Genomic DNA, 14,488 nt, shown 5'->3' with positions numbered 1-14,488 from the left:
GCCCCATGAAATTTTTAAAAGGATTTAGAAAACAGGAAGTTCTGGCATTAGTTTACAGGATTTTTTTAGCCTATGTTTTTTATCAGATTGCCAGGCTTTTATTCTGGTATTTTAATAAAGATCTGATTAAAGTTGACTCTGTTTCAGAATACATAAAGCTCGCCTTCCATGGTACAGCTTTCGATACTACTGCTATTTTATATGTCAATGCATTGTTTATACTCCTTAGTTTGTTGCCTTTGGTGATCAATACAAAAAAGGTCTTTCAGAAAATTCTTTTCTGGCTGTATTTTATCACGAACGGGATTGCTTATGCAATGAATTTCGGGGATTTTATTTACTATAAATTTGCACAGGCAAGGCTTACCTCTGCCGTATTTCAGGTGGCTGAACATGAGTCCAACGTCTCCCAAACGCTGTTGATTTCTGTGGGAGAGCATCCTTTTGTGCTGATTTGGTTTATTGTTTTAATGGGATTGTGGGTTTTCCTTTACAAGAGAGTAAAAGTGGAGGAGGTGAAACCTTTGAAATTAGTTCCTTATTTTATTACCTCCATTATTACGCTGTGTCTCACTGCGGTATTGGTTGTAGGAGGAATCAGAGGAGATTTCAAACACAGTACAAGGCCTATTAATATGGTAGATGCTACCCGTTTTGTAACCAATCCACTGCAGGGAAATATGGTGCTCAACAGTACATTTTCTTTTTTCAGGACTTTAAATACCAATAATTTTAAGGAGGTTCATTTCGTAGATGAAAAATATATTGAAGAAAATGTACAGCCTTATAAAGTATATGACAGAAAAGTGGAGAACCGTCCCAATATTGTTATTTTCATTGTAGAATCCTTCGGGAGAGAATATTCAGGAGCTTTTAATAAAGATAAAAATATTAAAGATTATGTTTCTTACACTCCATTTATAGATAGCCTGGCTGGACAGAGTCTGATTTTTCCCAATACTTTTGCGAATGGAAGGCAGTCAATTCATGGAATGAGCAGCGTATTGGCCGGAATTCCGAGTCTTACGGATGCCTTTACAGGATCACCTTATTCCAACCAGAAAATTCAGTCTATTGTGTCTGTTTGTAACGATCTGGGATATGATACTTCTTTTTATCACGGGGCCCCGAATGGTTCCATGGGCTTCCTTGGATTTGGAAATATTTTAGGCTTTAAACACTATTTCGGAAAAACGGAATACAACCATGATGAAGATTTCGATGGAATGTGGGCCATATGGGATGAGCCTTTCCTTCAGTATTTTGCTAAAAACGTCGGGAAGAAACAACCTTTCATGACCACTGTGTTTACTGCTTCATCACATCATCCTTTTAAAATACCTGAAAAATATAACGGTAAATTTAAAAAAGGGAAAATTGAAATCCATGAGCCGATGCAGTATACGGATTATGCCATTAAACAATATTTTGAAACGGCTAAAAAGCAGCCCTGGTATAACAATACCATCTTTGTTTTCACCGGAGATCATACCAACCAGGTGTATTATCCGGAGTACGAAAGAGCAATGAACCGCTATGCAGTTCCATTGGTTTTCTATTCCCCGAATCCTGCTTATCAGTTGAAAGGTGTAAGCCAGGAGATAGCACAGCAGGCAGACATATATCCTACATTGGCTGATCTTATCGGGTATAACAAGCCTATCAGAAGCTGGGGAAGAAGTCTGGTAAGTGATAAAAAGTATCCTTTTATCGTTGTAAATTCAGATGGAAGTACAGATCAGTTTATGATCGGGAATTATATTTACCGCTTTGACGGAAAAGAAATTATCGGTGTATATGACAAATCAGATCTGAGTCTTGAGAAAAATATACTCAATGAGGTTAAAAATGCTGAAGTGGAGCAGGGAAAGAAAACCGCAAAAGCATGGTATCAGGATTATATGGATAGGGTGATTAACAGAAAACTTAATTAAGACAAAAGGATAAGCTGTGACTGAGCTTTTTTATTTTTATACATCTCTTTATGCTTTGTATAATAAAAGTTTTTGTTCGTTGAAAATTAATTTATATTTTTAACAATACGTAGATAAGAATATTGTATAAAAATTAAAACTATAAGAAATATGAAAAAAATATTGTTAACGTTCGCGCTTTCTCTATGTGGTGTACTTACATTTGCACAGATAGAAGGCAAGTGGAAAACAATAGATGATGAGACAAAACAGGCAAAATCTATTGTTGAAGTATTCAAAAAGTCAGACGGGAAATATTATGGGAAAGTTTCTCAGTTATTGATAAAACCAGCTGATCCAAACTGTACACTTTGTAAAGATGACAGAAAAGGAAAACCAATTGTAGGATTGGAGATCATCAGAGGATTGAAAAAAGAAGGTGATGAGTTTACCGGAGGAACAATTACGGACCCTAAAACAGGAAAAACATACAAGTGTACCATTACAAGAAGCGGTGATAAACTTAATGTAAGAGGTTACTTAGGATTATCTTTATTAGGAAGAACCCAGGTTTGGGAAAAAATGAATTAATTTAAGTTTAAATAGAATTTTAAAATGACATTTCAGAAATGAGGTGTCATTTTTTGTATAGATAGGAATTTCTTCAGGACCTTCTAAAAAATTACAAAGAACTGAGTCTACAGGAGAAAAATCAGTTTTAAATAAAATTAATAAAAAGACTTCTCGCTTAAATGAAGAGTCTTTTTATGATGTGTATAATAAAAAATCACTATTTTTGTAGTCTAAATTTTTCGAATAAATATGGCAGAATATACTTTTCGTGAGGTAATTGCACAGGCAATGAGCGAGGAAATGCGTAAAGACGAATCCATCTTTTTAATGGGGGAGGAAGTTGCAGAATACAATGGTGCTTATAAAGCTTCAAAAGGAATGCTGGATGAGTTTGGTCCTAAAAGAGTAATCGATACCCCAATTGCAGAACTTGGTTTTACGGGAATTGCTGTTGGTGCTGCGATGAACGGTAACAGACCAATTGTAGAGTATATGACATTCAATTTCTCATTGGTAGGAATTGATCAGATTATCAATAATGCTGCAAAAATCCGTCAGATGAGTGGTGGACAATGGAACTGTCCGATTGTTTTCCGTGGACCTACAGCTTCTGCAGGACAATTGGGAGCTACCCATTCTCAGGCTTTTGAAAACTGGTTTGCCAACATTCCTGGCCTTAAAGTAGTGGTTCCTTCAAATCCTTACGATGCGAAAGGGTTGTTGAAAACAGCAATTCAGGATAATGACCCGGTTATTTTCATGGAATCTGAGCAGATGTATGGAGATAAAATGGAAATTCCTGAAGAAGAATACTACTTACCATTAGGAAAAGCAGATATCAAGAGAGAAGGTACAGATGTTACTTTGGTTTCTTTTGGTAAAATCATGAAGCTGGCTTTACAGGCTGCTGAAGATATGGCTAAAGAAGGAATCTCTGTAGAGGTTATTGATCTTAGAACAGTTCGTCCTCTTGATTTTGATACTATTCTGGCATCAGTGAAGAAAACAAACAGATTGGTTATTTTGGAAGAAGCTTGGCCATTTGCGTCTATATCTTCTGAAATTACTTATATGGTACAGCAAAAAGCATTTGACTATTTAGATGCTCCTATCAAGAGAATTACTACTCCTGATGCACCTGCACCTTACTCTGCAGCATTATTTGCAGAATGGTTCCCTAAACTTGAAAAAGTAAAAGAGGAAATTAAAAAAGCGATGTACGTAAAATAGTTATAGAGAAAAACTTCCGAAAGGAAGTTTTTTCATTTATTATATTCATGAAGAAAAATTCTTGACGTCATAAAATTAGTATAAATTTGCGCCTTTAAAATAAATTAAGCTGATATGGCAGAAGTTACAGAAGATGGTTACCACTTCGATATAAAGAAGCTTTCCTTTATGGGAGTTTTAGTGTCTCTAGGAATTGTTTTTGGAGATATTGGGACCTCTCCGCTTTACGTAATGAAAGCAATTGTGAATGCAAGGTCTGGGAGTAGCAATATGCCTTTCAATGAATACATAGAGGGAGCTCTTTCCTGTATTATTTGGACGCTTACCCTGCAGACCACGATAAAATATGTTATCATTGCTTTAAGAGCAGATAATAAAGGTGAAGGAGGTATTCTGGCTTTGTTTTCATTGGTAAGAAACCTTAAGAAAGGTTGGCTGTATCTCATTGCCATTGTAGGAGCCGCCGCTCTTATTGCAGACGGGGTCATTACGCCATCACTTACCGTAATGTCGGCCATTGAAGGTCTTGAAATTTATAACCCTCACACCCCTGTTGTTCCTATCACGATTGGAATTCTGATTGTCATTTTTGTGGTACAGCAATTCGGAACCAGCTTTATCGGGAAGTTTTTTGGCCCTGTAATGGTTGTTTGGTTCCTGGTATTAGGAGGTTTGGGAGTGATGCATTTAAGTGAGAATTTTGAGATCCTAAGATCTTTCAATCCTTACTATGCTTACAAGCTTATTGTCAACTCACCCAGTGCTATTGTTATTTTAGGTGCTGTTTTCCTTTGTACAACAGGAGCAGAAGCGCTTTATTCAGACTTAGGACACTGCGGTGCAAAAAATATCAGAGTAAGCTGGGGATTTGTAAAAATCATGCTTATTCTAAACTATCTTGGACAGGGAGCATGGCTTCTGACTAATTACAACAAACCTGGATTTTCAGTAGTAAATCCGTTCTTTGGAATTATGGAAGAATGGATGATCATCCCGGGAGTAATTTTGGCAACAGCCGCTGCAATTATTGCCAGCCAGGCATTGATTACAGGTTCTTTCACCATATTCTCAGAAGCAATGTCTCTTAACCTGTGGCCTAATCAAAAAATTGATTACCCTTCCGGAGTTAAAGGACAGATGTATATCCCAAGAATCAACTGGGGACTTCTTATTCTGTGTATCATTGTCGTTCTGCATTTCAGGGAATCCGGAAAAATGGAAGCCGCTTATGGACTTTCCATTACAGTGACGATGCTGATGACGACAATTCTGCTCGTGTTCTGGCTATTGAAACAAAGAGTGAGCAAAATATTGATTTTATTCTTCGCATTTGTTTATATGGCTATTGAACTAGGTTTCTTCAGTGCCAATATTATCAAATTCATGGAAGGAGGATGGATTACCGTTGTATTGGCTGGTTCTATCGGACTTTCTATGTATGCATGGTATAACGGACGATTGATCAAAACAAGATTTATCCAGTTTGTGAAAATAGAAAAATATGTGTCTATCCTTAAAGACATGAAACTGGATGAGACCATTCCGAAATATGCTACCAACCTGGCTTATCTGAGCAGAGCAAAAAGAAATGATGAAGTAGAATCAAAAATTATTTATTCCATCATCAAAAAACAGCCGAAAAGAGCAGATCATTACTTTATTCTGAGCATTGTAAACCAGGAAGATCCATATACTTTCAAATATACAGTTGATGAAATTCTTCCGGGAACAGTCTATAAAATCAACTTCCTTTTAGGATTTAAAGTAGACCGAAGAATCAATGACTATTTCAATATGGTCCTTAAAGATTTAATGGCTGACGGAACCATTCCTTCAAGAAGCAGCCACCCTTCTTTAAGATCTCATGAAATACCGCCGGATCTTAAATATGTAATCATAGATAATACGTATATCAACGATATCCTTTTAACTGTTAAGCAAAAGATTATTCTTAACATTTACAACTTTGTGAAGTATATCGGAAGTGATGACTTTAAGGCCTGGGGAGTATCTTCTCACAACGTTGAAGTAGAATCTGCACCTATTACAGAACTTACGGTTTATGATAATAAGATTGAGCAGTCAGGGTACTTCCGTCACAACTCTTAGCCTTCTGGCGTTGAACCATGCTATCTATTTAAATAAAATTCAATAAATTTGTAGATAATTTTTTTAATGGATACAGTACAAAAAGAAAAAAATATAGCATTGATCAAGGATGTTTTAAGAAACTACTTATTAGAAAAAGGGTTCAGAAACACACCTGAAAGATATACGATATTAGAAGAGATTTATAATATGGATCATCACTTCAACGTTGATGATCTGTATCTTCTGATGATGCAGAAGAAATATCATGTTTCCAAAGCGACGATTTACAACACTATTGAGATTTTCCTTGATGCAGGTTTGATCCGTAAGCATCAGTTCGGAGAAAAGACATTGACCTCTTCATCTTATGAGAAGTCTTATTTTGACAAACAGCATGACCACCTGGTGATCTACAAAAAAGACTCTGATAAAGAGATTGAAGAAATTATTGAATTCTGCGACCCAAGAATCCAAGGAATCAAAGAAGCCATTGAAGAAGCATTTGGCGTAAAAATTGATTCTCATTCGCTATATTTCTATGGCACTAAGAATGACTAATTAATGAGAATAATCCTTTTTCTGCTAATCTTTATTTCTACGCTCAACTTTGCGCAGGATAAAACTCCTGTGAAGAGAGATCCTTATTTGCAGGCTCCTTCACCGGCTCAGCCCAAACAGGTGAGACCCGAAGATAAAGTAAAGATCATCCATGCGGACGAAATCAAGAAAGACCCTGAAAAATACGACGGAAACCAATATTTTACCGGGCATGTTCAGATTGAACATCAGGGCTCCATTCTTACCGCAGATGAAGTTGTCCTGTATAATGAAGAAAACTTTGTAAAAGCAATAGGCAATACAAGGCTTCAAAATACAGATGGCTCAGTAATTACAGCAGGAGAAATGGAATATGATGCCAATACCCAAAAAGGTGTTGCCAGAAAAAATGTGGTCTTAACCGACCCTAAACAAACAATAAAAACAGATATTCTGTATTATGACAGACTGGCTAATCAGGCTTATTTTAATACAGGAGGAACGATCTCTGATGGTCAGAATGTAACCTATGCCAAAGTGGGAACTTACTTTCTCAATACAAGAGTTGTTGACCTTACCGGAAATGTAAAGATCGAAACACCTCAGTATATTATAGATGGTCCCAACATCAAGCAGAATCAGAATACTAAAATAGCAGATTTTAATGGTCCTACAACCATTACCAGCAAAACTAATCCAAGAAACAGAATCTATACTGAAAGAGGAACCTATAAAATGGATTCCAAGGAGGCTTACCTAACCAAAAACTCAAGGATATTTTATAATGAGAAAATCCTTACCGGTGATGATATGTATTACAATCAGATTTCCGGATTTGGTAAAGCAACAGGAAATGTAACCCTTGACGATCCAAAAGAAAGAAGATATATAAAAGGAGGGTATGGAGAGATTTTTGAGAAAAAAGACTCTGCAATGATGACGAAAAACCCTTATGCCGTAAAAGTGATGGAAAAAGATTCCATTTATTTTGCAGCAGAAAAAATTATCTCTTATCAAAGACCGGATTCATTGGACATTAAAGTGAAGAAAAGCTATCTCAGAGCCTTTAAAAAAGCCCGTATTTATAAATCCAATGCACAGGGAAGAGCAGATTCCATAGCCTTTAATGAAACGGATGGGATCATGCATATGTATACAAGCCCGATTCTGTGGAGCGGTGAAAAACAGGTGACCGGTGATAAAGTGGAAGCTTACTTTAATACCAAAACAGAAGATATAGACTCATTAAAAGTAATCGGAAATGCCTTTGCCATCAGTAAAGTTGATTCACTCAATCTAAAAGATGAATTCAATCAGGTGAAAGGAAAATTCATGACGGTTTACTATGAGAAAAATGATATTAAAGAAGCCAGAGTCGTTGGAAATGCCCAGTCTATTGTCTATGTAGATGATACCGATCAGGAAACAAAAAAACCGGAAAGAATAGGAATTACCCTTTCTACCTGCGGAATTATCGGTGCATTGTTTGAAGAAAGAGCCTTACAGATTATTTCATGCAGTATTGGAGCAAATTCTGATACCTATCCCATGAGTAAAATAGAACCTGCACGAAGAAAGTTCCCTGATTTTAACTGGAATACGAAAGACCGGATCCGGAAATGGCAGGATATCCTTGTAGACAGCCCGAACAACGAGGAAATACAATATACAGCTGATAGTGAACTCTTCGATAAAGCACAGAAAGCAATTGATGACGAAAAAGCTAAGGAAGAAGCTAAAAAGCCGAAAAGAACCAGAAAATAATACAAAAGACCAGTACTCGCTGGTCTTTTTTGTGGATTAATTTTAACCTTTAGTGAATCTTTTATAGCTTTGCTGAAATTTTGGAGACAATGGAAATGCATAAAGATTTTTTTATATATCAGGCTCAAACCACAAAATTTGCGGCAGGTTTTGAAGTTGAAAAAGCAGAAGGAAGCTATATTTACGGTACAGACGGAAAAAGATATCTTGACTTTGTAGCAGGAGTTTCTGCCAATACGCTGGGGCATTCACATCCTAAGATCGTAAATGCAATTAAAGAACAGGCAGATAAATACCTTCACGTAATGGTGTATGGCGAATATGCCCAGGAAAAGCCTGTTGCCCTATGCAAGCTGCTTGCAGAAGCTACCCCGGAGCCTTTAGAAGTTACCTATCTTGTAAACAGTGGTGCCGAAGCTATTGACGGAAGCCTGAAACTGGCAAAACGATATACAGGGAGAGAAGAAATTGTTTCCTTTAAAGACTCTTATCACGGAAATACCCATGGGGCTTTGAGTGTTTCAGGAAATGAAACGCATAAAAGAGAATTCCGTCCCTTATTACCGATGGTTTCTTTCATTGAATTTAATAATGAAAAAGATTTCGATAAAATCACTGAGAAAACAGCGTGTGTCATTCTTGAGACCATTCAGGGAGCAGCAGGGTTTCTGGTTCCTGATCAAGACTATCTGATCAAACTGAAGAGAAGATGTGAAGAAGTAGGTGCTCTTTTGATTTTAGATGAAATCCAACCCGGATTTGGAAGAACAGGAAAGTTATTTTCTTTTGAGCACTTTGGAATTGTTCCGGATATCCTGGTAATGGGTAAAGGAATGGGAGGAGGAGTTCCTGTAGGAGCTTTTATGAGTTCCAGAGAAATCATGGAAAGCTTATCACACTCACCAAAGCTTGGTCATATTACTACTTTTGGAGGAAACCCGTTGATTGCAGCCGCAAGTTACGCTACTTTAAAAGAAGTGCTGGACAGCGGGCTGATGGATGAGGTGGAAGAAAAAGAACAACTGTTCAGAGAACTTTTAGTTCATCCTAAAATTAAAAATATCAATGGCAAAGGTCTAATGCTTGCCGTGAATCTCGGAACACCGGAATATACGTTGGAAGTGGCGAAAAAATGTATGGAAAAAGGACTTGTTGTTTTCTGGCAGCTGTACAGAAATGAATACCTGAGAATTTCTCCGCCGCTTACATTATCTAAAGATGAAATCAGAGAAGGATGTCAGATTATCCTTGATATCCTGAACGAAAATTAAAGATAAAATCTCTCCTTCCCGGAGAGATTTTTTTATGCTTTACATGACAGTTTTAGCCATTAAAAATTAATAGAATAAGGATTTAAATCCCGTGATAAATATCATACTGATTCTTTAAAAAAGTAATTGTTTTTTTGCGTAATAAAAAAATTAATTTATATATTGCGGGACGATAAAACAAAGATTATATGGCGAAACATAAAGTCCATTACGAATTTCCAATGCACTGTTTATCAGAGATTTTATACGAATATCTGGCGACTGCAGAAGGATTGTCTGAATGGTTTGCGGATGAGGTAACAGAGAAAGGCGATGATTTCTTTTTTAGCTGGGGTGGAGGACCTGCTGAGAAGGCCACTTTGATCAGATATAAGCCTGAAGGTTTCGTGCGTTTCAGATGGGAAGAAGATGAAGGAACAAAAAATTTCTTTGAAATGACTATCACAATTGATGATATTACAGAAGATCTGGCTTTAAATATTACAGACTTTTGTGAAGAAGGTGATGAAGAGGAAAATGCAATGTATTGGGAAAATCTTATTGAAAACCTGAGAATAAAATTAGGTGCGGCATAATACCGGGCTATATTAAATGATAAAACTGATGAACGATTTATCGTTCATTATTTTTTTGTAAATAAATCACATCAAAAATTGGAAAATCAATATTTTACATCAGACGAGTTAAATGTAAAGAACAGAGCCTTCCTTTGGGGCGACTCAGTGAAAGTTTCTTTCTTTGTAAGAAATGGTGGATTGATCATGGACGAAGAATGCTATTTTTTCCTGATGGCTTCCATGAGAAAGATGAGAATGAATATTCCTTTAACTTACACCCTGGAGTTTTTCCAGACTCTTTTTCAAAAAGAAATTATTGAAGGTAAAGGAGTAAAGAACGGAATTATCAATTTCCAGGTGTTCAGGAATAATGACGGCGTAACATTGGCGAAATCTTCTGTTTCCTATTTCTACGAAGTTTCAGAAATGGCGGATGTGCTGGCAGTTCATCAAAGACCTTTAGAATTGGATCTGATTAAGGAAATTAACGTTAATAACAACCTTCTGAGCAATATCAGAGTTCACTGCCCGGAAAATATCTACGGAGCGATCTATGCCCAGGAAAACGACCTTGATGACGTTATTCTTCTTAATCCCAACAAAAGGATAGCACGTACTACTGCCGGAAATCTTCTTTTTTTAGAAGGTGACGTTATTAAAGTGCCAAAGCAGACTGAAGGAGCTTACATTTCTCCTTTGATGGAAAACTTTGTGACTTTTTTACATAAAAATAACCTTGCTGATATTCAGGAACACGAAATTATCGCATTTGAATCTCAGAAAGCTGAAGAAATTTTAATGATTTCTGAAGAGAAAGGTATATTTTCTGTAGGTAAGATTAGAAATAAGACTTTTGAAAACTCCCGTTTCTCAGAATTAGTAGAAAGCTGGAAGAAAAGTTTTAATCAATAAAAATTGACAAACCCGGTAAACAACAAAGTTCCAGAAGTCCTTTACCGGGTTTTATTCTGATTAAATCAGAAATTGTTTATTTATTTAGTATTCGTTGATGATTTCAACAAATTTCTGTGCGATTTCTTTCTGCCCTTTTTCACTTGTTATATAATTCCTGTTTTCAGAATTATTGATGAACCCAAGTTCTACCAATACGGCAGGTGCTTTAGTTTCTCTTAAAATGTGAAGATTGCTCTCTGATATTTTACGGGCATTGAATTTCTTATAAATTTTTCCGGCAAGCTCCTTTGAAACATCAGAATTCTGAACATACACCTCAAAACCGTTATCAGACCTCTCTTGTTCAGCAGAAGTGTTGACATGGAGTGAAATGGCCATTTCAGGATTAAGTTTATTGATCTGAGCTGTCCTTTCAGAAAGAGAAGGATACGTGTCAGAATCCCTTGTCAGAATAATTTCATATTTATCCTGGCTTTCATTGATCTTCTGGATTTCCTTAGCAATACTTAACGATATATTTTTTTCACGAATTTCACCATGTGTAGCCCCAAAATCATTTCCGCCATGACCGGCATCTATGACAATGTATTTTTTGTTAACTGGGGTAAATGATAAAAATGCGGTAGAAAATATTGATAAAGCAAGTAATGTAATACCTTTCATATCAGTGATTTTAGTTTTTCAAAGAACGGAAAAACTTTCTTTAAAATTGGTTAAAGGAATCTTAAAGTTTGTTAATTGTCTGATTGTCATGAAAATGACACACTAATTCAGCGAAATGTCTTCAGGAGAATTGGCCCAAAGAAGAAATTCACCACCAAGATTCTGCATAATAGATTTCCAGAGAGTTTGATCGTTTGGAAGCGTATAATCCAGATTATACACATCTACTACCGTCCACATTTTTCTTTGAACTTCAGTGTCAAGCTGGCCCGGAGACCATCCTGAATAGCCTGAAAATATTTTGATGTGCTCAATATCCAGTTCGCTGCTCAAAACAGCATTGATGATGCGTTCAATATCTTCTGTAAGATAATATTCATCTGTGATGTCTGTATAGATCTCAGTAACCCTTTTACCTTTTACAATAAAAAACACTTTGTCGTTCTCCACAGGACCTCCGTCATACACCTCAATTTTAAAGTCAAAAAAATCTTTGAACCTGGTGCTCATCTGGCTGTTCTTTTTATTCAGTATCAAACCAAATGCACCACTTTCATTATGTTCAATAACCAGCACTACCGATCTTGAAAAAATATCGCCGGAAATGTCAGGTGTCGAGATTAATATTTTACCTTTGTATGAGTGATTCATACTCAAATTTAATAAAAAATATTTATGGAAAACCTGCACGACAAAAGAAAAGTGTACGAGAAATCCCAACTTATTGAAAGTGAGATAAAACAAAATCCAATTGAGCAGTTCAGAGACTGGTTTTTGGAGGCCAGTGAGAGCCCAATGATCTCAGAATCCAATGCTATGGCTGTTTCTACAGTAGAGGAAGATGGGTGCCCGAGAACAAGAATGGTGCTTCTTAAAGCATATACCCATGAAGGATTTATTTTTTATACCAACTACAACAGCCGAAAGGGAAAAGCAATAGAAAACAATCATAAAGCATGCCTGCATTTCTTCTGGCCTAATCTTGAAAGACAAATCATCATTAAAGCAGATCTTGAGAAACTTGCGGAAAACTTAAGTGATGGTTATTTCCATTCAAGGCCTAAAGGAAGCCAATTGGGAGCTGTAGTATCTCCACAGAGCCAGGTGATTCCAAACAGAGAGTTTTTGGAAGATAAATTAAAAGAACTGGAAAAAGAATATGAAAATACTGAAGTTCCAAGACCTTCTAATTGGGGCGGATATCTGGCAAGACCTTATGAGATTGAATTCTGGCAGGGCAGGCCCAACCGTCTTCATGACAGAATTATTTATCAGCTGGAAGATCTGGATTGGAAGATTTCAAGACTGGCTCCTTAAATGGGGAATTAGATATTAGAAGCTAGAAATTAAAGATAATCGTTTTATCATAAAACGAATACTGAAAATATAAAACTTTGTACTATCAATAGAAGCGGGCTTTAGCCCGCTTATTTATTTATAACAATGATAAAGGCTTTAGCCGAAACTTAATATTCTACAGCTTATTTATTTTGAAAAGTAATGGAAATGAGACTGCCTAAAGCCCTTTAAAGTTTTGGCTGAAGCCATCAGAACTGATGATGTTTTTGAACGGGCTCCCTTCGACTAAGCTCAGGATTATAGCCCGTTCCTATTGAATGTTTAACTCTAAACATAATTAATTGGTTAATTAATTATGATTGCCTCCTATTGCTTAATAATCTTGATCCGGTTTGTAAAATAAATCATCAATAGAAGCGTGTTTTAGCCCGCTTATTTATTTACAATAATAATAATAATAATAATAATAATAATAATAATAATAATAATAATAATAATAATAATAACGGCTTTAGCTAAAACTTAATAATTCTTAATTGCTTAAAGTTTCTTAATGGTTTAATTTCTTCCACTATTTAAAATAAAAAAAGGCTATTTCTAAGAAACAGCCCTTGAATTTTTTTAATCTGAATGATTATTTTTTCTTAGCACCTGAAACTGCATTTGATAAATCAGCTCCAGCTTTAAATTTAGCAACTTTTTTAGCAGCGATCTTGATCGGTTTTTTAGTTGCAGGGTTAATCCCTTGTCTAGCAGCTCTCTCAGCTACTGAGAAAGTACCGAAACCTACTAAAGACACTTTTCCGTCTTTTTTCTTTAATGTAGTAGTTACGTTACCAATGAAAGATTCTAAAGCAGCTTTTGCTGCAACTTTAGTGATACCTGCATCTTTAGCGATTGCGTCGATTAATTCAGACTTGTTCATAATTTTTAATATTAAAGTTAGTTCGTAATTATAGCAAATATAATACTATTTTCTAATTGTGCAATTTTTTTATTAAAACTTGTAAAATTTTTTTGCTTTTCGGGGAAATCAGTTCAAATATGATAATTCCACTTTTTACAGAAAATCTACGTTACAGGTTACTAAAATCATGCCAAATGCTTATGTTTATTGACTTTAGCAAAAAGTTAATATTATTTTTCGTATTTATTAAATCCTAAATTTCGTATAAACAATTAATTTTTTTGACCATATGATTATTAAATCTATAAGTAATTTTCGGAATCCTTGTGTTCTGTGAAATTAAACGCCTGTGTTTGTGGGAGTTTTTAAATGATACTAAAGACCTGATTTATTAATTTTTATTAATAAATTTGCAACATGTTAATAGAAGTTTTCAAGTCTAAGATTCATAGGGTGAGAGTAACTGCCTCTGACCTTAATTATATAGGAAGTATAACAATAGATGAAGATCTTATTGAAGCTGCCGGTCTGGTAGTGGGAGAAAGGGTCTATATTGTGAATGTGAACAACGGAGAACGTTTTGACACGTACGTTATCAAAGGAAAAAGAAAATCCGGAGAAGTATGTCTGAACGGGCCCGCAGCAAGAAAAGTACAGAAAGATGATATTATCATTGTTATTGCTTATGCGCAGATGACCCCGGAAGAGGCTAAAGACTTCCAGCCAAAGATCGTTTTCCCGGATGAAAAAACAAATCTTCTTACCTAG

General features: G+C 35.8%; 14 protein-coding genes. 11 read left to right on the top strand and 3 right to left on the bottom strand.

Features of this window, described 5'->3' with window-relative positions; all coding sequences use genetic code 11:
• Positions 1-5: 5 nt before the first annotated feature.
• The 9 genes from FN817_RS09600 (at position 6) to FN817_RS09560 (ending at position 10,848) form a co-directional block, all read left to right on the top strand.
• Complete coding sequence (locus FN817_RS09600; RefSeq protein ID WP_142717729.1) at positions 6-1,934, top strand: LTA synthase family protein; 1,929 nt, start codon at positions 6-8, stop codon at positions 1,932-1,934.
• 150 nt (positions 1,935-2,084) lie between these two features.
• Positions 2,085-2,504, top strand: coding sequence for a DUF2147 domain-containing protein (locus tag FN817_RS09595; RefSeq protein ID WP_142717728.1), 420 nt, complete (start codon positions 2,085-2,087; stop codon positions 2,502-2,504).
• Between the two features lie 231 nt (positions 2,505-2,735).
• Entirely contained in the window at positions 2,736-3,716 is a 981-nt protein-coding gene (locus FN817_RS09590; RefSeq protein ID WP_047378880.1) for a pyruvate dehydrogenase complex E1 component subunit beta, read from the top strand.
• 114 nt (positions 3,717-3,830) lie between these two features.
• Positions 3,831-5,825, top strand: a complete 1,995-nt coding sequence (locus FN817_RS09585; RefSeq protein WP_142717727.1) for a KUP/HAK/KT family potassium transporter — start codon at positions 3,831-3,833, stop codon at positions 5,823-5,825.
• A 66-nt stretch (positions 5,826-5,891) separates the two neighbouring features.
• On the top strand, positions 5,892-6,365 hold the full coding sequence (locus FN817_RS09580; protein WP_027374694.1) for a Fur family transcriptional regulator: 474 nt from the start codon (positions 5,892-5,894) through the stop codon (positions 6,363-6,365).
• A 3-nt stretch (positions 6,366-6,368) separates the two neighbouring features.
• Entirely contained in the window at positions 6,369-8,108 is a 1,740-nt protein-coding gene (locus FN817_RS09575) for an OstA-like protein (RefSeq protein ID WP_142717726.1), read from the top strand.
• A 95-nt stretch (positions 8,109-8,203) separates the two neighbouring features.
• Entirely contained in the window at positions 8,204-9,379 is a 1,176-nt protein-coding gene (locus FN817_RS09570) for an aspartate aminotransferase family protein (RefSeq protein WP_142717895.1), read from the top strand.
• 188 nt (positions 9,380-9,567) lie between these two features.
• Entirely contained in the window at positions 9,568-9,954 is a 387-nt protein-coding gene (locus FN817_RS09565; protein WP_034696870.1) for an START-like domain-containing protein, read from the top strand.
• Between the two features lie 78 nt (positions 9,955-10,032).
• Positions 10,033-10,848 (top strand): aminotransferase class IV, encoded by an 816-nt coding sequence (locus FN817_RS09560; RefSeq protein ID WP_142717725.1) that lies wholly within the window; start codon positions 10,033-10,035, stop codon positions 10,846-10,848.
• 84 nt (positions 10,849-10,932) lie between these two features.
• Here FN817_RS09560 and FN817_RS09555 read toward each other — a convergent pair whose 3' ends face one another.
• Positions 10,933-11,514, bottom strand: coding sequence for an N-acetylmuramoyl-L-alanine amidase family protein (locus FN817_RS09555; RefSeq protein ID WP_142717724.1), 582 nt, complete (start codon positions 11,512-11,514; stop codon positions 10,933-10,935).
• Positions 11,515-11,616: 102 nt separating this feature from the next.
• Complete coding sequence (locus FN817_RS09550; protein ID WP_142717723.1) at positions 11,617-12,165, bottom strand: YqgE/AlgH family protein; 549 nt, start codon at positions 12,163-12,165, stop codon at positions 11,617-11,619.
• Positions 12,166-12,189: 24 nt separating this feature from the next.
• Between FN817_RS09550 and pdxH the strand changes: the two genes are divergently transcribed.
• Positions 12,190-12,831 carry a pyridoxamine 5'-phosphate oxidase gene (gene pdxH, locus FN817_RS09545; protein ID WP_047420683.1) on the top strand — a complete coding sequence of 214 codons (642 nt, stop codon included), beginning with the start codon at positions 12,190-12,192 and terminating at the stop codon, positions 12,829-12,831.
• A 616-nt stretch (positions 12,832-13,447) separates the two neighbouring features.
• Here pdxH and FN817_RS09540 read toward each other — a convergent pair.
• A complete protein-coding gene (locus FN817_RS09540; RefSeq protein WP_002976900.1) occupies positions 13,448-13,738 on the bottom strand; it encodes an HU family DNA-binding protein in 291 nt (96 codons plus the stop codon).
• Between the two features lie 399 nt (positions 13,739-14,137).
• On the opposite strand from FN817_RS09540, the gene panD reads away from it, so the two are divergent.
• Entirely contained in the window at positions 14,138-14,488 is a 351-nt protein-coding gene (panD, locus tag FN817_RS09535) for an aspartate 1-decarboxylase (protein WP_047386679.1), read from the top strand.

Origin of the sequence: Chryseobacterium rhizoplanae (genome assembly GCF_900182655.1) — a bacterium.
GTDB lineage: Bacteria > Bacteroidota > Bacteroidia > Flavobacteriales > Weeksellaceae > Chryseobacterium > Chryseobacterium rhizoplanae.
This window is presented reverse-complemented; position numbering and strand designations above follow the sequence as displayed.